The following is a 19,938-nucleotide window of genomic DNA, read 5'->3' on the forward strand; positions in this document are numbered from 1 at the left end:
GGAGGCCGTCTGGCGCGTGCCGGTGTGCCACGGGGTCACTCTACGACCGCAGCTGATGGTGGATCGTTGTGGCCAGCACCTCGCCGATGCCCTTCACCTCTGCGATCTGCTCGGCACTCGCCTGTTTCAGCTTCGAGACCGAACCGAACTCCTTGAGCAGTGTCTTGACCCGCGCCGGGCCCAGACCCGGGATCTCGGAAAGAACACTCGTGATGTCCCGCTTCCGGCGTGCCCGCTGGTGAGTGATGGCAAAACGATGGGCTTCATCGCGGATGCGCTGCAGCAGAAAGAGGGCCTCGCTGCCCCGGGGCAGGATGACCGGGAAGTCGTCGTCGGGCAGCCAGATCTCCTCCAGCCGTTTCGCCAGGCCGCACAGGAAGATGCCGGTCACTCCGGATTCCTTCAGCGCACGGGCGGCGGCCTGCACCTGCGGCTGGCCACCGTCGACGATGAGCAGGTTCGGCGGGTACGAGAACTTCTTCGCAGCAGTGTCGGAGTCTGCTCGTTCTGAGCCTTCTTCGAGGTAGGCGAGCCTGCGGGTGATCACCTGGTAGATCGAGTCGGTGTCGTCTGTCGTCTCGGGAATGGTGAAGCGGCGGTACTGGTCTTTGCGCGCCAGCCCGTCTTCGAAGACGACCATCGAGGCGACGACGTTGGTGCCGCCCAGGTGCGACACGTCGAAGCACTCCATGCGCAGGGGGGCGTCGGGCATCCCGAGCCCGTTCTGGATGTCGGTGAGGGCTTCGGTGCGTGCGACGAAGTCTGTGCTGCGGCGCATCTTGTAGAGCATGAGCGCGTTCTTGGCGTTCAGGGTGGCTGTCTGCATGAGTGCGGCCTTCTCACCCCGCTGGGCCGTCTTCAGAGCCACTTTCGAGGTGCCGCGACGCTGCGAGAGCCACTGTTCGAGCTCTTCGGCGTCGTCGGGCAGGTCTGGCACGATGATTTCGCGCGGTGGAATGAAGCCGTCGTACGCGGTCTGCAGAATGGAGTCCACGAGTTCGGCGGTGCTCAGATCGAGCTCCTTGTCGACCATCCATGCCCTCACACCCCGGATGCGGCCTCCCCGAACGATGAACTGCTGCACGGCAGCGGCCAGCTCGTCGTGTTCGATACCGAACAGGTCGGTGTCGACGCTGTCGGCCAGCACGACGTTGCTCTTCTCGAGAACCGCGTCAAGCGCCTGCAGCTGGTCACGATAGCGCGCTGCCTTCTCGTACTCCTGCGCCTCTGACGCCTCGCGCATGCGCTTGGTCGCTTCGGTGACGAACCTCTTGTCGTGGCCGTTCATGAAGGCGATGAAGTCGTTCACCATCTCGCGGTGTTCTTCGATGGTGACCTTGCCGGAGCATGGCCCACCGCAGCGGCCGATCTGGCCGGGAAAACAGGGCCGACCGCTCTGCATGGCCTTCTTGTAGCTCGAATCGGAGCAGGTGCGAATGGGGAAGGCCTTGATCATCAAGTCGATGGTCTCGTGCACTGCCCAGATCTTGGGGTACGGGCCGAAGTACTTCGCGCCCTTGATCTTCTGGTTGCGCGTCACCATCACGCGCGGTGCCTCGTCGGCCAGGGTGATGGCCATGAACGGGTACGTCTTGTCGTCGCGGAATTTGACGTTGAAGGGAGGCTCGAACTCCTTGATCCAGGTGTATTCGAGCTGCAGCGCCTCGATGTCGGTGGCCACAACGGTCCATTCGACACTGGATGCTGTGGTGACCATTCGGCGGGTGCGCTCGTGCAGGCTCCTCAGAGGTGCGAAGTAGTTGCTCAGTCGGGCGCGGAGGTTCTGCGCCTTGCCCACGTAGAGCACCCGGCCCGAATCATCGCGGAACCGATAGACGCCGGGCTGGGTCGGGATCTCCCCCGCTTTCGGGCGATAGCTGACGGTGTCGCTCATGACGCCTTGCGTCTCGTACCCTCTTCAGCGTCGAGGATCTCTTTGAGGAAGAAGCCTGTGTGGCTCTTCTTCACCTTGGCGAGCTGCTCCGGCGTGCCCGTCGCGAGGATCTTGCCGCCGCCCGAGCCGCCCTCCGGCCCCAGGTCGATGAGCCAGTCGGCCGACTTGATCACGTCGAGGTTGTGTTCGATGACGACGACAGTGTTGCCCTTGTCGACCAAGCCGTTCAGAACGAGCAGCAACTTGCGCACGTCTTCGAAGTGGAGCCCGGTCGTCGGTTCGTCGAGTACGTAGACGCTCCGCCCGTTGGAGCGTTTCTGGAGTTCTGTGGCGAGCTTGACGCGCTGGGCTTCACCACCCGAGAGGGTCGTGGCACTCTGGCCGAGCCGCACGTAGCCCAGGCCGACTTCGACAAGGGTGTTCAGGAACCGGTGGATCGCCTGGATCGGCTCGAAGAACACGGCTGCCTCGGCGATCGGCATGTCGAGCACCTCGGCGATATTCTTGCCCTTGTAGTGAACCGAGAGAGTGTCGCGGTTGTAGCGTGCTCCCCCGCAGACCTCGCAGGCGACATAGACGTCGGGCAGGAAGTTCATCTCGATCTTGATCGTGCCGTCACCGGAGCAGGCCTCGCAGCGACCGCCCTTGACGTTGAAACTGAACCGCCCGGGCAGGTAGCCGCGCGCCTTCGCCTCGAGAGTCTCGGAGAAGAGCGTGCGGATGCGGTCGAAGACGCCGGTGTACGTTGCGGGGTTCGACCGGGGCGTGCGGCCGATCGGGTTCTGGTCGACGTGCACCACCTTGTCGAGGTTCTCGAGGCCGGTAACGCGCTTGTGGCGGCCGGGGATCTTTCGCGCACCGTTCAGCTTGTTGGCGAGCACCCGGTAGAGGATGTCGTTGACCAGCGACGATTTGCCGGAGCCGCTCACGCCGGTGACAGCGATGAAAGTGCCTAGTGGGAAGTCGACGGTCACCTTCTTCAGGTTGTTCGCCTCGGCATCGACCACGGTGATCACTCGCGCAGGGTCGATCGGGCGACGGAACTCGGGAATCGCGATCGACTTGCGGCCGGAGAGATAGTCGCCGGTCAGGCTCTCCCGGTTGGCGAGCAAGCCTTCGTAGGAGCCCGAGTGCACGACCTTGCCGCCGTTGACGCCGGCACCGGGGCCGATGTCGACCACCCAGTCTGCGGTGCGGATCGTGTCTTCATCGTGTTCGACCACGATGAGCGTGTTGCCGAGGTTCTTCAGCTTGATGAGCGTTTCGATCAGCCGGCGGTTGTCGCGCTGGTGCAGGCCGATGCTCGGCTCGTCGAGCACGTAGAGCACGCCGGTGAGGCCCGAGCCGATCTGCGTGGCGAGCCGGATGCGCTGGGCTTCGCCACCACTCAGTGAACCTGCGGCCCGCGCGAGGTTGAGGTAGTTGAGCCCGACCTGGATGAGGAAGTCGAGTCGAAGACGGATCTCACGGAGAACCTGGGCGGCGATGTGCGCCTCGCGATCGGTGAGAGTGAGCTCCGCCATGAAGTCATGCGCGTCGGTGAGGCTGATGTCGGTGACGTCGGCGATGCTGTGGCCGTTGACCAGCACCGCAAGCACCTCGGGCTTCAACCGCTTGCCGTCACAGACCGGGCACGCCACTTCGCGCAGGTACTCTGACCAGCGGGCACGCTGGTTGTCGGTTTCTGCCTGCAGGTACTGGCGTTCGATGTAGGGAACCACACCCTCGAAACCCGAGGTGTAACTCATCTCGCGCCCGAAGCGGTTCTTCCACTTCACCCGCACTTCGAAGTTGTCGCCGCGGAGCACGGCCTCCTGCACGGTCTTGCTCAATTCGTTCCACGGTGTGCTCAGGTCGAAGTTGAGGTCGCGCGAGAGCCCGTCGAGCAGCTTCTCGTAGTAGTTGTAGAGCCCCTTGCCCTGCGTGGTCCAGGGGATGATCACGCCCTCCTTGATGCTGAGCTCAGGGTCGCCCAGCAGCAGGTCGGCGTCGACCGACATGCGCGTGCCGAGGCCGGAGCACTCGGGGCACGCGCCGAACGGCGCATTGAAGGAGAACGTGCGAGGTTCGATCTCGGTGAGCTGCAGAGGGTGCTGGTTGGGGCAGCTCAGCTTCTCGCTGAACGTCTGCCACGCGTCGGGTCCGTCGGCGTCGACGTAGTTGACCTGAACGATGCCGTCGGTGAGGCGGAGGGCCGTCTCGAGCGAGTCCGTCAGGCGGCTGAGGATGTCGGGGCCGGCTACGAGGCGGTCGACGACCACCGAGATGTCGTGCTTGATCTGCTTCTTGAGCTTGGGTGGATCATTGAGCTGGACGATCTCGCCGTCGACAACTGCACGCGAGTACCCGCCAGCCGCCAGCTCTTTGAAGAGGTCGACGAATTCGCCCTTCTTCTGCGTGATGACCGGGCTGACCACCTGGTAGCGGATTCCCGCCTCCATCTCCATGAGCTGGTCGGCGATCTGCTGCACCGTCTGCGCTGAGATCTTCTCGCCGCAGACAGGGCAGTGAGGTATGCCGATGCGCGCCCAGAGCAGGCGCATGTAGTCGTAGATCTCAGTGATGGTGCCGACTGTCGAGCGCGGGTTTCGGTTGGTCGACTTCTGGTCGATGCTCACCGCAGGGCTCAGGCCTTCGATGAAGTCGACGTCGGGGCGGTCGACCTGCCCGAGGAACTGGCGGGCATAGGCGCTCAGTGATTCGACGTAACGACGCTGCCCTTCGGCGAAGATCGTGTCGAACGCGAGCGACGACTTTCCTGACCCAGAGAGCCCCGTGAAGACGACGAGTGAATCACGCGGAATGTCGAGGTCGACATTGCGCAGATTGTGCACGCGCGCGCCACGAACACTCAGTTTTCCGACAGAATCCACCTCAGTAATCGACACCCCAGAAGTCTACGTGCAGCCACCGACACCGCTCCCCCAGAGCCTCCGCTGACAGCGTACTGAGACCCTGAGGAGCGCGTGAGCAACATCGACTTTCCCGAATGTGCAGTGTTTCGGCGGCATTTGTGCACATTCGGGAAAACGACCGTCGTGCCAGAAGCGCTAGATGTGGCCGGCCTTCTCCATCTGCCGGAGTTCGTGCTTCAGGTCGCCGAGCTCGTCACGCAGACGCGCAGCCAGCTCGAACTTGAGTTCGCCGGCCGCCGTCATCATCTGGTCGTTGAGGTCGGCGATGAGGCTCTCGAGTTCGTTCGCCCCAGCCGCCGCTATGCCTTCGCGACGGAGATTCGGCGTGGGGCTCTTCTTCTTACTGTTGCGCCCAGCGAGGAGTGCTGCCGTGTCTGCCCCCTCGCGCGCGAGCATCTCCGTGATGTCGTTGATCTTCTTGCGGAGCGGCTGCGGGTCGACCCCGCGCTCGAGGTTGTAGGCAACCTGCTTCTCGCGCCGGCGGTTCGTCTCTTCGATTGCCCGGGTCATCGACGCCGTCATGACGTCGGCATACATGTGCACCTCGCCGGAGACATTTCGCGCCGCTCGCCCGATGGTCTGGATGAGCGAGGTCGACGACCGCAGGAAACCCTCTTTGTCGGCGTCGAGAATCGCCACCAGCGACACCTCCGGCAGGTCGAGGCCCTCACGCAGAAGGTTGATGCCCACCAGCACGTCGTACACGCCCGCCCGCAGCTCGCTGAGCAGTTCGACTCGACGCAGCGTGTCGACATCGGAGTGCAGGTACCGCACGCGAACCCCGTGCTCTGCCATGAAGTCGGTCAGTTCTTCGGCCATCTTCTTGGTGAGGGTGGTGACGAGAATTCGCTCGTCTTTCGCTACCCGAATGCGGATCTCTTCAAGCAGGTCGTCGATCTGCCCCTTCGACGGTTTGACGATGATCTCGGGGTCGATGAGCCCGGTCGGCCGGATGATCTGCTCGACCACCCCGTCGGCGATACCCATCTCGTACTTACCCGGTGTCGCAGAGAGGTACACCTTCTGGCCTACGCGGTCGTTGAACTCGTTCCAGCGCAATGGACGGTTGTCGAGTGCGCTCGGCAACCGGAAGCCGTGCTCGACGAGCGTTCGCTTGCGCGACGAATCACCTTCGTACATGGCCCCGATCTGGGGAACGGTGACGTGCGATTCGTCGATGACGACGAGGAAATCGTCGGGAAAGTAGTCGAGCAGGCAGTGTGGTGCCTCGCCCGGCTGCCTGCCGTCGATGTGCCGCGAGTAGTTCTCGATGCCGGAGGTGAATCCGATCTGCTGCATCATCTCGAGGTCGAACGTGGTGCGCATGCGGAGCCGCTGGGCTTCGAGGAGCTTGCCCTCGCGTTCGAGCTGGGTGAGCCGCTCGGCCAGCTCCTCCTGGATGGTGCCGATGGCGCGATGCATCACGTTGGTGTCTGCGACGTAGTGCGATCCGGGAAAGACGGAGATCGAATCCATCTTGCGCACGATGTCACCGGTGAGGGGGTGCAGCGTGTAGAGCGCCTCGATCTCGTCGCCGAACATCTCGATACGAATCGCGAGCTCCTCGTACATGGGGATGATCTCGATCGTGTCGCCGCGCACCCGGAAGTTGCCCCGCGAGAAGTCGATGTCGTTGCGCTGGTACTGCATGGAGATGAACTTGCGGATGAGCCAGTCGCGGTCGACCTTCATGCCGACCTGCAGGGCCATCATGGCCTTCATGTACTGCTCCGGAGTGCCGAGACCGTAGATGCACGACACGGTCGACACCACCACCACGTCTCGCCGGCTGAGGAGCGAGTTGGTCGTGGAGTGCCGCAACCGCTCGACCTCGGAGTTGATCGAGCTGTCTTTCTCGATGAAGGTGTCGGTCTGGGGCACGTAGGCCTCAGGCTGGTAGTAGTCGTAGTACGACACGAAGTATTCGACGGCGTTGTTCGGCATGAGTTCGCGGAACTCGGTCGCGAGCTGCGCCGCAAGCGTCTTGTTGTGCGCCAGCACGAGCGTCGGCCGCTGCACGGCTTCGATGAGCCACGCTGTTGTCGCCGACTTGCCGGTGCCGGTGGCGCCCAGCAGCACCACGTCGGTCTCACCCGCGTTGATGCGGGCCGTCAGTTCGGCGACCGCCGCCGGCTGGTCACCGCTCGGCGTGTAGTCACTGATGACCTCGAAAGGGCGGACAGAGCGAGTGGGTTCCATGCATTAAGTTTACGTAGAGGCACTGACACTGCCGCCCGGTGCCAGAACACCGCTCCACGCAACGAACCCACCCCTCCAGACGTAACGTCCGAACGCCCAGAGAGAGATTCAGGAACAGACGATGAGAATTGGAATTCTGACCAGTGGCGGAGACTGCCCCGGCCTGAACGCGGTCATCCGCGGAATCGTGCTCAAGGGCACCGAGATCAACAACCAGGAGTTCGTCGGTTTCAAAGGGGGCTGGCGCGGGGTCGTCAACACCGACCTGATCGAACTCGGCCGGGCGAACGTTCGCGGCATCTCCAAAGAGGGTGGCACGATCCTCGGCACTTCACGCACCAACCCGTTCGAAGGCGACGGCGGCCCCGACCGCATTCTCGAGAACATGCAGCGCGAGGGTATCGACGCCATCATCGCCATCGGCGGCGAGGGCACCCTGGCTGCCGCCAAACGGCTGACGGATGCTGGGCTCAAGATCACCGGAGTGCCGAAGACCATCGACAACGACCTCGACGCCACCGACTACACCTTCGGTTTCGACACGGCCGTTCAGATCGCCACCGACGCGATGGACAGGCTCCGCACAACCGGCGACGCCCACAGCCGCTGCATGGTGGCCGAGGTCATGGGCCGACACGTCGGCTGGATCGCCCTGCACTCCGGCATGGCCGCGGGCGCGCACGCGATTCTGATTCCCGAGCAGAAGACCACGATGGAACAGGTCGCCGACTGGGTCGAGAGCGCCAACGCGCGTGGCCGCGCCCCGCTCGTTGTGGTTGCTGAAGGCTTTGTTGCCGGGCATGCCGACGATGCACACTCCGAACGCGGACTCGATGCCTTCGGCCGCCCCCGCCTCGGCGGCATCGGCGAACATCTCGCCCCCCTGATCGAGGAGATGACGGGAATCGAGACTCGTGCGACGACCCTGGGGCACATTCAGCGGGGTGGTGTTCCGAGCGCCTACGACCGCGTTCTGGCAACCCGCCTCGGCATGGCGGCGAGTGACTCGGTGCTCGAGGAGCGCTGGGGCCAGATGGTTGCGCTGCGCGGCACCGACATCGTGCACGTCGGCTTCGAGGAGGCCCTCGGCAAGCTCAAGACCGTGCCCCAGTCCCGGTACGACGAGGCCGCTCTACTCTTCGGCTGAACGACGTATGCAGCTCGCGCCGCGCTGGGGGCGTACGCGCCGTTCAGGCGCGCACGCTGCGCTCGCGTACGACGAGGCCGACCTCCTCTTCGGCTAGGAGGCGGTCAACCGCCGGCGGGGCCTCGCGACCCGGAGAGGGTGACGAGACGGCTCCACAGGGCATCCGCCTGCCCGAGGGTCTCTGCGAGAGTGCCGTCGGAGTCGATCACGATGTCGGCGAGGGCGAGCCGTTCGGCTTCGGAGGCCTGGGATGCGATGCGTTTGTGGGCCTCTGAGCGGCTCATCCCCCGGTTGGCGATGAGACGGTCGATCCTCGTCTCGTCGGAGGCATTCACCACGACGATCAGGTTGAACCGGTGCGGGAGGTTCGACTCGGCGAGCAAAGGCACGTCGTAGACGACGATCGCATTCGGGTCGTGCTGTTCGGCCTCCGCGATGTGTGAGCGGGTCAGCTGGAGAACGGCAGGATGCACGATGGCATTCAGTTTCGCGAGCTCGTCGGGGTGGCCGAACACCAGCGCGCCGAGAGCCGGTCGGTCGAGCGTACCGTCGGGGAGGATCAGCTGGGAACCGAACGTGTCGCTGATCTGCTGCAGGGCATCCGTACCGGGTTCGACGGCTTCGCGGGCCAGCTGGTCGGCGTCGATGTGCACCGCTCCGTGCTCGGCAAGGCGGGTTGCGACGGTCGATTTGCCGGAGGCGATGCCCCCGGTGAGGCCAATGAGATACACGCCTTCATGTTAGCTGAGGCGTCTCTGCCATACCGATGATGGACAGGTGAGTCCCCTGTGCCGTGTTGAGGCGCGTACAGCTGTCTCATCACGTCGCAGCAGCCCCTCGCGTGCGCGCCAGGGGCCGTGTGCGTGCAGTGAACGGCGAAAGGCCGCCCTCCCGAAGGAGAACGGCCTTTCGTGTGATGCGCGACCCAAGGGACCGCCCATCGGTTCTGCTAGTTGTTCGAGCTGAGCTTCTCGCGGAGTGCCGCGAGGGTCTCGTCGTCGGCGAGGGTACCCGCGCCGGTCGACTCGCTCGAGAACGAGGAGCCAGCGGAAGCGGTTGACGCGCCCTCGGGGATCTCTTCGTTCGAGGTTGCAACCTGCTTCTTGTGGGCTTCCCAGCGAGCCTGGGCTGCAGCGTAGTCCTGCTCCCACTTCTCGCGCTGGGTCTCGAAGCCTTCGCGCCACTCGTTGGTCTCCGGGTCGAAGCCTTCGGGGTACTTGTAGTTGCCCTGGTCGTCGTACTCGGTGAGCATTCCGTAGAGTGCCGGGTCGAACTCGGTGCCCTCGGGGTCGACACCCTCGTTGGCCTGCTTGAGGCTCAGCGAGATGCGGCGACGCTCGAGGTCGATGTCGATGACCTTGACGAAGACGTCGTCGCCGACCGAGACAACCTGCTCGGCGAGCTCGACGTGCTTGCCCGACAGCTCGGAGATGTGCACGAGGCCCTCGATGCCCTCTGCAACGCGAACGAACGCGCCGAAGGGAACGAGCTTGGTGACCTTACCCGGTGCAACCTGGCCGATGGCGTGGGTGCGGGCGAAGACCTGCCACGGGTCTTCCTGCGTCGCCTTGAGCGACAGGGAGACACGTTCGCGCTCGAGGTCGACTTCGAGGATCTCGACGGTGACCTCCTGGCCAACCTCGACGACCTCTGAAGCGTGCTCGATGTGCTTCCAGCTGAGCTCGGAGACGTGGACGAGACCGTCGACGCCGCCGAGGTCGACGAACGCACCGAAGTTGACGATCGACGAGACGACACCCTTGCGGACCTGGCCCTTTTGGAGGTTGTTCAGGAACGTGGTGCGGCTCTCGCTCTGCGTCTGCTCGAGCAGGGCGCGGCGCGACAGAACGACGTTGTTGCGGTTCTTGTCGAGCTCGAGGATCTTCGCTTCGATCTCCTGGCCGAGGTAGGGCGTGAGGTCACGAACGCGGCGGAGCTCGATGAGCGAGGCCGGCAGGAAGCCGCGGAGGCCGATGTCGACGATGAGCCCACCCTTGACGACCTCGATGACCGAACCGGTGACAACACCGTCGGCATCTTTGATCTTCTCGACGTCGCCCCAGGCACGCTCGTACTGAGCGCGCTTCTTCGACAGGATGAGGCGGCCTTCTTTGTCTTCTTTCTGAAGAACGAGGGCCTCAACCAGGTCGCCGACCTGGACGACGTCAGTAGGATCGACGTCGTGCTTGATGGAGAGTTCGCGGGAGGGGATTACACCCTCGGTCTTGTAACCGACATCGAGGAGAACCTCGTCGCGGTCAATCTTTACAACGGTGCCTTCGATGAGGTCTCCGTCGTTGAAGAATTTCAGTGTCTTCTCGACCGCGGCAAGAAAGTCTTCGGCAGACCCGATGTCGTTGACGGCGACCTGCTTGGGTGCCCTGTCGGTCGTTACGATTGTCATGTAGTAGTTGCTCCAGTATGGACATATATCAGGCAACGCAAAGAAAAGCTCTCAAGATCTTTGGGGAGTTCTTCATCGCGTGGCGATGGATGAGTGACGCAAATCGCGCCAATCAATCCTAGCCCCTGCTTTCGGCGTGCGGCAACCTGTCAGAGGAGAGCCCGTGTCGGCCCGGAATCTGATGTCGCCGGGGCCTTCGGCCTGCTCAACCGGCGTTGCTGAACCAGTTCAGACATCAGGCTTCGAGGGCAGATCGCAAGGTGTCGAGGCCGACTCCCCCGAGGTCGAGGGCCCTGCGGTGGAACTCACGCATGCTGAAGGCGGCCCCTTCGCGCCTGCGGAAGTCGTCGCGGGCCTGCTCCCAGATGCGCTGCCCTACTTTGTAGGAGGGGGCCTGGCCCGGCCAGCCGAGGTACCGGTTCACTTCGAAGCGGATGAAACCATCGTTCATGTTCACGTTCGAACGCAGGAACTCCAGGGCGTAGCCCGCATCCCAGACCCCTGTGCCGTCGGGCCGCGGCTTGCCGAGGTGTACGCCGATGTCGAGAACCACGCGCGCTGCCCGCAGGCGCTGGCCGTCGAGCATCCCGAGCCTGTCTGCGGGGTCGTCGAGGTACCCGAGCTCCTGCATGAGCCGTTCGGCGTACAGGGCCCAGCCCTCGGCGTGGCCGGAGGTGCCTGCGAGCTGCCGCCGCCACGTGTTGAGCTTCGCACGATTGTAGACAGCCTGGCCGATCTGCAGGTGGTGGCCGGGAACGCCCTCGTGGAACACCGTCGTGAGTTCGCGCCAGGTGTCGAATTCAGTCACGCCCTCTGGAACAGACCACCACATGCGGCCGGGCCGCGAGAAGTCGTCTGTGGGGCCGGTGTAGTAGATGCCGCCCTCGTTCGTGGGTGCGATGAGGCACTCGAAGTCGCTCTCCTCCTGGGGAATGTCGAAATGGCTCACCGAGAGCTCGGCGACGGCGCGGTCGCTGGTGGCCTGCATCCATTCCTGCAGCGCGGCCGATCCGTGGAGTTTGCGGCCGTGGTCGTTGTCGAGGAAAGCGATCGCCTCAAGGACCGACGCTCCCGGCAGGATCTCTCGCGCGATCGACTCCTGCTCAGCGACCATGCGTGCGAGCTCGTCGATACCCCACTCGTAGGTCTCGTCGAGGTCGATGCTCGCGCCGAGGAACTTGCGCGACTCGAGTTCGTACATTTCGCGCCCCACTCCATCGCTCTCGGGGGCGACGGGCAGCAACTCGGTGGTGAGGAACTCTGCTAGGCGCTCGTAGCCCTGCGAGGCGAGGTCGGCTCCGAGGGACAGGTGCTTCGCGATGGTGGGAGGCAGGGCATCCGTACCGCCCGCCTCGCCGGCACGTGGGTGATCGCCCAGCGATGTCGAACCCGCCGAGCGGGCCAGATTGTGGAAGAAACCGTCGTCGCCGCTGTTCTTCCTGGCCTGGGCGATGACCTCACGCACTTGGCGCTTCGCTGGCGTGATACCCGAGCGGATGCCCTGCCGCAGTGTCTCGATGTACCCATCGATCGCGTCGCCCACCCCGGCAAACCGCGTGGCGACGACCTCCCAGTCTTCGGTCGTCTCGGTGGGCATCAGGTCGTACACGTCGCGGATCTGCTGCGAGGGCGACTCGATGACGTTCAGGTCGCGGAGTTCGAGCTGCGCTGCGGCGCTCTCGATGGTGAGCCGCAGCTCGCTGCTGAGGTCGGTGAGCGTGACGAGATCCACGGAGTCGGCTGGTGCGGAAGCTTCGAGTTCGGCGAGTGTACGCCGTACTTCAGTGAGGTATGCGGCGTGGCCAGCGGGTGAGTAGTCGCCGTAGCGGTCGTTCGCCTCGTCGCGGCCGATGTACGTGCCGAGGGTGGGTTGCAGGGCGACGAGAGTGTCGACCCAGCGTTCGGCGATGTCGTCGATCGCTGTGGGAACGCGGGCGGGGCGCGGGGCCGGTGAGGTGCTGTCGGTCATACCTCCCAGCCTATGTCGGCGGCCGACCGTCGACGATGAAGAGAGGCTCCTGGTTGCACCGTCAGTCTCGTGGGAGGCTGTTATCGTATTGACATTCATCGATGTATCCGCCAGTCTCTACATATCGAAGTTAATCGATATAAGGAGCAATCTCATGACGGCAATTCGGATCTATGAGCCTGCGCTGTGTTGCGACACGGGTGTCTGCGGGGCCGATGTCGACCAGGGCCTGGTGGACATCACCGCGACTGTGCGCAGCCTGCAGGAGCTCGGCGTCGACATCGAGCGCCACAATCTGGCCAGCGATCCTCTTTCGTTCACCACAGACGAGACGGTCCGCGCATTCATGCACGTCGTCGGGTCGACGGGTCTCCCCCTCACGGTGGTCGACGGTGTGACAGTGGCAACGGGCGCCTATCCCTCACGCGAGCAGCTGCTCGCATTCTCCGGGCTCGACACCCCTGTCGCCGCGAACCAGGGTCGCACGCAGCTGGGGCTCGCAGAGAAGTCGGCCAGTGGATGCTGCGGCGGCGCATCCGGGTGTTGCTGAACTGAATCATGAAATTTCTGGAGAATCCTCCTCGATTTCTGTTCTTCACCGGAAAGGGCGGAGTCGGCAAGACCTCGGTGGCCAGCGCCACGGCAGTGGAACTGGCTGGCCGTGGCAGCCGTGTTCTGTTGGTGAGCACTGATCCGGCCTCGAACATCGGGCAGGTCTTCGGGCTCCGCATCGGCAACACGGTGACTCCGATCGCCGGTGTCACCGGCCTGTCGGCGCTCGAAATCGACCCAGAGCAGGCCGCTGCTGCCTACCGGGAGCGAATCATCGCACCGGTTCGTGGCCTGCTGCCCGCCAGCGAGGTGGCCAACATCGCTGAGGGTCTCTCCGGGTCATGCACGACCGAGATTGCGTCGTTCGACGAATTCACCGAGCTGCTCACCGATGAGGGCCTGGTGGGCGAGTACGACCACATCGTCTTCGATACGGCACCCACCGGGCACACGATCCGCCTGCTGCAGCTGCCGGGCTCGTGGAGCGAGTTCCTCGACGCAGGCAAGGGCGACCCCTCCTGCCTCGGGCCGCTCTCCGGGTTGGAGAAACACAAAGCCGTCTACTCGGCAGCTGTGGCTGCACTTGCCGACCCGCATCGAACGCGCCTCGTGCTCGTTGCCCGGGCGCAGGCCTCTTCGTTGGCAGAGATCGAACGCACTGCACTCGAACTCGGTCGCGTCGGCATCGCAGGAGGTTATGTGGTCATCAATGGGGTGTTGCCTGCGATCGCCGGAACAGAACCCATTGCTGTCGCGGTCCGTCAGCGTGAGTCGGCGGCCATCGCCGCGATTCCCGAGGGGATCGCGGGTCTCCCCCGCGACGTGCTCGACCTCAAGGCCGGCAACATGATGGGTGTGAGCGCCCTGGCAACCCTGTTCGATGTCGCTGCAGGCGCAGGCGTGGGTGAAGGCGACGGTGTTCCGCTCGCGGACCACCGTTCGGTCGAGGTCTCTGACGATCCCCTCGGCCGATTTGTCGACGAGCTCGAGCGGCCCGGCCACGGGCTCGTCTTGTGTATGGGCAAGGGCGGTGTCGGCAAGACCACGGTTGCTGCAGCGATCGCCGTTGCCCTGGCCGAGCGTGGCCACGATGTGCGCCTGACGACCACTGACCCCGCCGCACACCTCGCAGAAACGCTCCACGGCAGCATTCCCGGCCTCCGCGTATCACGAATAGACCCGGTACAGGCCGTCAGCGAGTACCGCGAACACGTGATGGCGACGAAGGGGAAGAACCTCGATTCCGACGGTCGCGCGGCGCTCGCAGAAGACCTGCTCTCCCCCTGCACCGATGAGGTTGCCGTCTTCCGCCAGTTCTCGAAGGCCGTTCACGAGTCGCGCCGGGAGTTCGTGGTCGTCGACACCGCTCCGACAGGCCACACCCTGCTGCTTCTGGATGCCACGGGCTCCTATCACCGCGAAATCTCCCGCCAGATCGGTGGCAGCATGCCCTTCGTGACCCCGTTGATGCACCTGCAGGACCCGGCGCTGACGAAGGTCATCCTGGTCACGCTCGCCGAGACGACCCCGGTACTCGAAGCAGAGGACCTCCAGCACGATCTGCAGCGGGCAGGCATCGAACCGTGGGGCTGGGTCGTGAACAACTCCATCGCCGCCGCTCACCCAGGGACGCCGTTCCTTCAGTCCAGGGCCAGACGTGAAGTCGAGCAGATCGAGAAGGTCAGGGGCCTGACCGACCGGGTGGCGATCATCCCGTTGCTCGCCGAGGAGCCGATCGGGCTCGACCGGCTGGCGGCGCTGGCGACTGTGGCTCCCCAGCTGGCGTGACCCAGACCAGGGCTACCGATTACCAGAGTGTTGACCGGCAGAAACATGACGCCCCGCTCGCTGTCTGGGCCAGGGCCCGAAGCTGGATGACGGTTATTTCGTCAGAAGCGCCTGGGCGCTCGATTCGAGCGCCTCTGGCACGACCCGGAAGTACGCCCACCTTCCGCGCTGTTCGCGTGTGACAAGGCCGGCGTCGGCAAGCTTGCTCATGTGATGCGACACCGTCGGCTGGGACAGCCCTACAGGCGCAGTGAGGTCGCAGATACACGCCTCCCCGTCGGTCCCCGCAGCGACGAGGGAGAGCAGACGCACGCGTGTCGGGTCACCGAGGGCTTTGAAGACTCGGGCGATGCGCTCGGCCTGTGCGGCGTCGAGAACACCGCCGGTCATGGTGGCGCAGCAGATCGCCGTGTCTTCGGTCAGGAGTGGGAGTGCGATTGCCATGTTCACATCGTAAACCTCATATTGACACTTGTCGATGTATGACGCGACTTGCTCGTGCGTGGAGGTGGTCGTGACGAAGATCGGTTTCTGACGAACGCGGATAACGACTTTGCGGTCATTTCGTCAGAGCGGTGGTCTCAGACCGTCGCAGGCAGGAGTTCGGCCAGGAGCGCCGTGATGCGGGCCTTGATGTCGTCGCGGATGGGGCGCACCTCGTCGATGCTCTTGCCGCGCGGGTCGACCAGCTCCCAGTCCTCGTAGCGCTTGCCGGGGAAGACGGGGCAGACGTCGCCGCAGCCCATCGTGATGACGACGTCAGAATCCTGCACCTGCTCGGTGGTCATCAGCTGGGGCACGGCCTCGGAGATGTCGATGCCTTCTTCGGCCATGGCCTGCACGGCGATCGGGTTGATCTGGTCACCGGGCTCCGAGCCGCCGGAGCGCACTTCGACGGCACCGCCAGAGAGTGCACGCATGTAGCCGGCGGCCATCTGGGAGCGGCCTGCGTTGTGGATGCAGACGAAGAGGACGACGGGCTTTTCTGACATGGTGCTTCCTCACGGTTGTTTCCTAAAGCATAGACCACCATCTATGCAACGCATTCGTGGATGATCGCCTGTTCATGAATCGTTCACCACGAGGCTCGATAGCAGCGCCCGAACGCGCGTCTCGATGTCGTCGCGGATCACCCGCACCCCGGCCAGCGGCTGGCCGTCGGGATCATCGATGCTCCAGTCGAGGTACGTGCGACCCGGGTAGACCGGGCAGGCGTCTCCGCAGCCCATCGTGATGACGACATCTGCTGCGCGTACGACTTCGTCGGTGAGCGGTTTCGGGTATTCACCCCCGACGGGAACCCCGATCTCGTCGAGCGCGGTGACGATCACCGAGCGCATGGCTGCTGCTGGTGCCGATCCGGCGGTGCGAACGTGCACGCGGTCCCCTGCGAGATGCCTCAGGATGCCCGCCGCGAGTTGCGAGCGGCCGGCGTTCTGCACGCAGACGAACAGCACCTCCGGAACGCGGGGCATCGCCCCCAGGTCGGCCGGTGAGGCGTTCTGCGTGGCGAGGGCGGAAAGCCGGTCGGCAGTGAATGTCGCGGTGAGGGATGCCACGTGACTGGTCAGCTGGGATGTGGTTGACAGCAGGGCGAAACTCTCGGCGACGTACCGATCGACGGTTTCGCGGGAGAACGTGCCGGAGAAGCGGAGGGCGAGGTCGGAGGAGATTCGTTCGAGCACCTCAGGTTCGACGGTGCGTTCCGTCTCCCCCGGCACGAGGGCGTGGACCCGGTCGCGCCGGTCTTCGGCGAGCGAGTACCAGACGCGGCGACCGTCGGGGTGACGCTCGAGCAGACCCTGATCCAGCAGCGCCTTGACGTGGTGGCTGACCGTGGGCTGGCGCAGCTGGAGCTCGGTGGCCAGTTCACCGACCCGCTGGCGACCGTCGGGGCTGTCGAGGATGAGCTGCACGATGCGGGCCCGGGTGGGATCGGCGAGGAGCTTCAGGTCGCTGGGGGCTCGCAGATCATCCATAGACCACAGCCTATGAGAGTGGGGCGCGGTGCGCGCTTAGCCGAAGACGCCGTTCACGTAGTCGTAGGTGCGGGAGTCGATGGGCTCAGAGAACATGGCCTCGGTGTCGCCGTATTCGACGATGCCGCCGGGCTTGCCCTGCGATGCCAGGAAGAACGCGCACTGGGTCGAAACCCGCTGGGCCTGCTGCATGTTGTGCGTGACGATGACGATGGTGACGTCGTTCACGAGCTCGAGCATGGTCTCTTCGATGACGCGAGTGGAGGTGGGGTCGAGGGCAGAACAGGGCTCGTCCATGAGCAGAACGCGGGGGGTGACGGCGAGCGAGCGGGCAATGCAGAGGCGTTGCTGCTGGCCACCGGAGAGGCCGCCCCCGGGTGCGCGCAAGCGGTCGCGCACCTCCTTCCAGAGGCCGGCCTTGGTGAGGCAGCTCTCGACGAGGAAGTCGCGTTCGGCGCGGCCGACCTGGGTGCCGGTGAGTCGCAGGCCGGCGATGACGTTGTCGTAGATCGACATCGCCGGGAACGGGTTCGGCTTCTGGAAGACCATGCCGATGCTCTTGCGCGCGTCGACGAGCTTGCGGTCGGCGCTGTAGATGTCTTCGTGGTCGATGAGCACCTCGCCGGCCAGGCTCGCTGAGGGCACGAGTTCGTGCATGCGGTTCAGAATGCGCAGGAAGGTCGATTTGCCGCAGCCCGAGGGGCCGATGAGCGAGGTGATCACGCCGGCGGGCATCGTGAGCGAGACGCGGTCGAGCACCTGGTGGTCGCCGAACCAGGCCGAGATGTTCTTGGCTTCGAGGGCGGCGAGGGGCGGGCGCTCGAGAACGGCCGCCCCGGCCTGGCCAGAGGCGTAACCGGCTGTCGCGCCGACGGCGAACGAGGGGGCCGTGCCGGGCAGCGGGGTGAGACCGCCGGATGCCGGGGGTACCCACGCGGCCGTACTGCCGGCGGGCGGGGTCCAGTCGCGCGCCCCGGGCGTACCGACGCGCACGTAGGGAGCTGCGCCCTTGGGTGGCTTCGGTGGCTTCGGCGCCCGGGGGGCTTTCGGGGGCTTCGGAGCCTTGACCGTCGATGAGAACACGCGCTTGTCTCGACGCTTCTGGGCGGGAAGCACTTCCGTCTTGTCGGCGTCGGAGAAGCCCGCTGCTGGTGCCGGGGTTGATGCCGTGAGCGGAGTTTCAGCGGGCAGTTCTGCGGGCGCTTCGGAGGGCGTGGCGGCGGCGTCAGTCATGGCGAATCATTTCTCTGGCAGGAACGGGTTCTTGCGGGGGCGGTAGTGATGCATGGAGTGCGGTGCAGCATCCATCAGGCTCTGACAGCGCTGCGACCGGATCACAGCAGGTTGGGCAACAGCAGGGTCATCTGGTTCGCCACATAGAGCGCGGCGAGCACCGAGAGCGGGAGGAACACGACCCAGGTCTTCTGCGGGCCGATCTTGCGGTAGGCCCAGACGGCTGCGATCTCGACGGCCAGCAGGAACTGCAGGGCGAAGACGAGCGCCCAGACGGTCGAGGGGTCTGTCGCCATGGCCTGCTGGGTCGCCGGCAGGGCGAGGTAGGTCGTCTGGCGTTTGCCCGCGGGCTGCACCTCGGAGGCGAGGGCGGCGTCGACGTAGGCGATCGCGTTCGGAATGTACGCCGGCCCACGTGCGGTGATCATCGTCAGGCGGCTGGTTCCACCCTGGAAGGTGGGAACAGGGTCGCCGGCGTAGCGCACGCCGATCACCGAGAACGTCTGGGTGCCCTGGCCGGTGAGCACGGTGAAGCGGTCGCCGGGCGCGAGCTCCTGGATGCGAGAGAACGGGCCGCCGTAGGCAGCAGCGCGGCCCATGACCGTGCTGATTCCGGCCTGACCCGGCAGAACCGAATCCCGCCGGTGGCCAGGGCCGTTCTTCAGAATGTCGGCCGAGGTGCCTTCGGAGATGACTTCGTGTACGCCGATCGAAGGGATGTCGATGATGCCGAGCGGAGCGCCGTCGGCCACGAGCTTGTCGTCGAAAGTCGCCTCGCTCACGGGTGTGGTGCCTGCGGCGAGCTCGACGCGAAGCTCATTCGACTGCTGCTGCTGGGCCACCGCGTGCTGAACGTGGCTGAGGATCATGAGGTTCGCGGCAAAGGCGAACAGCATGACGGCGACGAGCAGAAGCACGCCCCGGAGGATCGTCTGAGCTGGCCCGAGAGGAATGACCGGCATCGCCGAGGCCGGCGGGCGGCGCGGTGGTCGCGGTGGCCGTGCAGCCTTGGGAACCTTGGGCGGCTTGGGCGGTTTCGGTGGCCTTAGTGAAGGCGGGCCGGCCAGTGTGCCGCCGGGGGGCGCTTCGATGGTGGCGGTCACGCGACACCCTCTCCGAGGCCGGGCGAGCTGGCGACGATCGCGCCTTCGAATTCGGCCTCACGGATGATCCGCACGACCGAATACGTGCCGATGGCCAATATCAGCAGAACGAGAAGGAACCACGGAAGCACGAACATGAATCCATCGCGGGTGACGGGTGACAACTCTGTGCCCTGCACGGTCGGCGGCGGAACGAAGGTGACGTGGGTGGTGTGGAACGTCCACTGCCCGAGGCCAGTGAAGGTCGCTTCGACGGTGCGGGACTCGTCGGGTTTCAGGGCGGTGATGGGCACAGCATCCACTCGGCTGATCTCATTGCCGAAGGGGCCGACGATCACGAAGTCGGCGGTCGAGTCGATGGTCTCGGTTGAGACATTGTGCACCGTGATCTGGGCGTGTGATTCGCCGCCGAGCGGGTTGATGCTCCAGGCGTAGTCGGAGGTGACGCCGCTGAGAAAGATGAGGCCGCCCAGGTCGAACTCGCCGGCTGCAGCGACGGGTTTGTTCGTCGACGATGTGGTCGGGGTGACGACCGTCGACGAGCCGGAACTCGTGCCCGACTTCGACGGGGAGGCGGTCGCGCCCGCTGCGCGCGTGGTCGTCACCACCGAACTGGTTGGGGCGCCGGCGACTGTCACGGTGATGCCCACTCCCCCTGAGCTGTCATCGGCCATCGCCGCGCTCGTGCCGAACACTGCCGTCGCGACGGAGGCCATCGCGAGGGTCACCGCCACTCTGGCTGCTATCGCTCGCCT

Annotated in this window: 15 protein-coding genes; 3 read left to right on the forward strand and 12 right to left on the reverse strand. The window is 64.9% G+C overall.

Going from position 1 to position 19,938, the window contains the following annotated elements:
- Nucleotides 1-40 precede the first annotated feature (40 nt).
- From uvrC to uvrB, 3 genes are all read right to left on the reverse strand, one after another.
- Nucleotides 41-1,894 (reverse strand): excinuclease ABC subunit UvrC, encoded by a 1,854-nt coding sequence (uvrC, locus tag KPL76_RS11185; RefSeq protein WP_216333451.1) that lies wholly within the window; start codon nt 1,892-1,894, stop codon nt 41-43.
- Nucleotides 1,891-4,782 carry an excinuclease ABC subunit UvrA gene (gene uvrA, locus KPL76_RS11190; protein WP_216333453.1) on the reverse strand — a complete coding sequence of 964 codons (2,892 nt, stop codon included), beginning with the start codon at nt 4,780-4,782 and terminating at the stop codon, nt 1,891-1,893. Before uvrA ends, uvrC begins: the two co-directional genes overlap by 4 nt.
- Nucleotides 4,783-4,944: 162 nt before the next feature.
- Nucleotides 4,945-7,008 carry an excinuclease ABC subunit UvrB gene (gene uvrB, locus KPL76_RS11195; RefSeq protein WP_216333455.1) on the reverse strand — a complete coding sequence of 688 codons (2,064 nt, stop codon included), beginning with the start codon at nt 7,006-7,008 and terminating at the stop codon, nt 4,945-4,947.
- 121 nt (nt 7,009-7,129) lie between these two features.
- Between uvrB and KPL76_RS11200 the strand changes: the two genes are divergently transcribed.
- A complete protein-coding gene (locus tag KPL76_RS11200) occupies nt 7,130-8,155 on the forward strand; it encodes an ATP-dependent 6-phosphofructokinase (protein WP_205108808.1) in 1,026 nt (341 codons plus the stop codon).
- Nucleotides 8,156-8,259: 104 nt separating this feature from the next.
- Here KPL76_RS11200 and coaE read toward each other — a convergent pair whose 3' ends face one another.
- From coaE to KPL76_RS11215, 3 genes are all read right to left on the reverse strand, one after another.
- On the reverse strand, nt 8,260-8,886 hold the full coding sequence (gene coaE, locus KPL76_RS11205) for a dephospho-CoA kinase (protein ID WP_216333457.1): 627 nt from the start codon (nt 8,884-8,886) through the stop codon (nt 8,260-8,262).
- A gap of 218 nt (nt 8,887-9,104) precedes the next feature.
- Nucleotides 9,105-10,559, reverse strand: a complete 1,455-nt coding sequence (gene rpsA, locus KPL76_RS11210; protein WP_205108804.1) for a 30S ribosomal protein S1 — start codon at nt 10,557-10,559, stop codon at nt 9,105-9,107.
- A 235-nt stretch (nt 10,560-10,794) separates the two neighbouring features.
- Entirely contained in the window at nt 10,795-12,528 is a 1,734-nt protein-coding gene (locus KPL76_RS11215; RefSeq protein ID WP_216333459.1) for a DUF885 domain-containing protein, read from the reverse strand.
- A 154-nt stretch (nt 12,529-12,682) separates the two neighbouring features.
- Between KPL76_RS11215 and arsD the strand changes: the two genes are divergently transcribed.
- Complete coding sequence (gene arsD / locus KPL76_RS11220; protein WP_216333461.1) at nt 12,683-13,078, forward strand: arsenite efflux transporter metallochaperone ArsD; 396 nt, start codon at nt 12,683-12,685, stop codon at nt 13,076-13,078.
- Nucleotides 13,079-13,086: 8 nt separating this feature from the next.
- Nucleotides 13,087-14,868: an arsenical pump-driving ATPase gene (arsA, locus tag KPL76_RS11225; RefSeq protein ID WP_216333463.1), complete on the forward strand. Its 1,782-nt coding sequence runs from the start codon at nt 13,087-13,089 to the stop codon at nt 14,866-14,868.
- Nucleotides 14,869-14,961: 93 nt separating this feature from the next.
- Here the strand turns inward: arsA and KPL76_RS11230 are convergent, their stop codons facing one another.
- The 6 genes from KPL76_RS11230 to KPL76_RS11255 all read right to left on the reverse strand — a co-directional run bounded on the left by KPL76_RS11230 (nt 14,962) and on the right by KPL76_RS11255 (nt 19,917).
- Nucleotides 14,962-15,312 (reverse strand): metalloregulator ArsR/SmtB family transcription factor, encoded by a 351-nt coding sequence (locus KPL76_RS11230; RefSeq protein WP_216333465.1) that lies wholly within the window; start codon nt 15,310-15,312, stop codon nt 14,962-14,964.
- Nucleotides 15,313-15,449: 137 nt separating this feature from the next.
- Complete coding sequence (locus tag KPL76_RS11235) at nt 15,450-15,860, reverse strand: arsenate reductase ArsC (protein WP_216333467.1); 411 nt, start codon at nt 15,858-15,860, stop codon at nt 15,450-15,452.
- 72 nt (nt 15,861-15,932) lie between these two features.
- Nucleotides 15,933-16,847, reverse strand: coding sequence for a metalloregulator ArsR/SmtB family transcription factor (locus KPL76_RS11240; protein ID WP_216333476.1), 915 nt, complete (start codon nt 16,845-16,847; stop codon nt 15,933-15,935).
- 36 nt (nt 16,848-16,883) lie between these two features.
- The gene (locus tag KPL76_RS14785; protein WP_253202245.1) at nt 16,884-17,633 is read right to left on the reverse strand and encodes a phosphate ABC transporter ATP-binding protein; all 750 of its coding nucleotides are present in this window, start codon (nt 17,631-17,633) and stop codon (nt 16,884-16,886) included.
- Between the two features lie 548 nt (nt 17,634-18,181).
- Nucleotides 18,182-19,183: a sortase gene (locus KPL76_RS11250; protein ID WP_253202014.1), complete on the reverse strand. Its 1,002-nt coding sequence runs from the start codon at nt 19,181-19,183 to the stop codon at nt 18,182-18,184.
- Nucleotides 19,180-19,917 (reverse strand): hypothetical protein, encoded by a 738-nt coding sequence (locus tag KPL76_RS11255; RefSeq protein WP_216333480.1) that lies wholly within the window; start codon nt 19,915-19,917, stop codon nt 19,180-19,182. The genes KPL76_RS11250 and KPL76_RS11255 overlap by 4 nt, the downstream gene beginning before the upstream one ends.
- Nucleotides 19,918-19,938 lie beyond the last annotated feature (21 nt).

Origin of the sequence: Subtercola sp. PAMC28395, from assembly GCF_018889995.1 — a bacterium.
GTDB lineage: Bacteria > Actinomycetota > Actinomycetes > Actinomycetales > Microbacteriaceae > Subtercola.

What these genes read in the sequence shown, in the direction of transcription:
- uvrC (WP_216333451.1), bottom strand. Translation starts at nt 1,894, where the DNA reads ATGAGCGACACCGTCAGCTATCGCCCGAAAGCGGGGGAGATCCCGACC.
- uvrB (WP_216333455.1), bottom strand. Translation starts at nt 7,008, where the DNA reads ATGGAACCCACTCGCTCTGTCCGCCCTTTCGAGGTCATCAGTGACTAC.
- KPL76_RS11200 (WP_205108808.1), top strand. Translation starts at nt 7,130, where the DNA reads ATGAGAATTGGAATTCTGACCAGTGGCGGAGACTGCCCCGGCCTGAAC.
- rpsA (WP_205108804.1), bottom strand. Translation starts at nt 10,559, where the DNA reads ATGACAATCGTAACGACCGACAGGGCACCCAAGCAGGTCGCCGTCAAC.
- KPL76_RS11215 (WP_216333459.1), bottom strand. Translation starts at nt 12,528, where the DNA reads ATGACCGACAGCACCTCACCGGCCCCGCGCCCCGCCCGCGTTCCCACA.
- arsD (WP_216333461.1), top strand. Translation starts at nt 12,683, where the DNA reads ATGACGGCAATTCGGATCTATGAGCCTGCGCTGTGTTGCGACACGGGT.
- arsA (WP_216333463.1), top strand. Translation starts at nt 13,087, where the DNA reads ATGAAATTTCTGGAGAATCCTCCTCGATTTCTGTTCTTCACCGGAAAG.
- KPL76_RS11230 (WP_216333465.1), bottom strand. Translation starts at nt 15,312, where the DNA reads ATGGCAATCGCACTCCCACTCCTGACCGAAGACACGGCGATCTGCTGC.
- KPL76_RS11235 (WP_216333467.1), bottom strand. Translation starts at nt 15,860, where the DNA reads ATGTCAGAAAAGCCCGTCGTCCTCTTCGTCTGCATCCACAACGCAGGC.
- KPL76_RS11240 (WP_216333476.1), bottom strand. Translation starts at nt 16,847, where the DNA reads ATGGATGATCTGCGAGCCCCCAGCGACCTGAAGCTCCTCGCCGATCCC.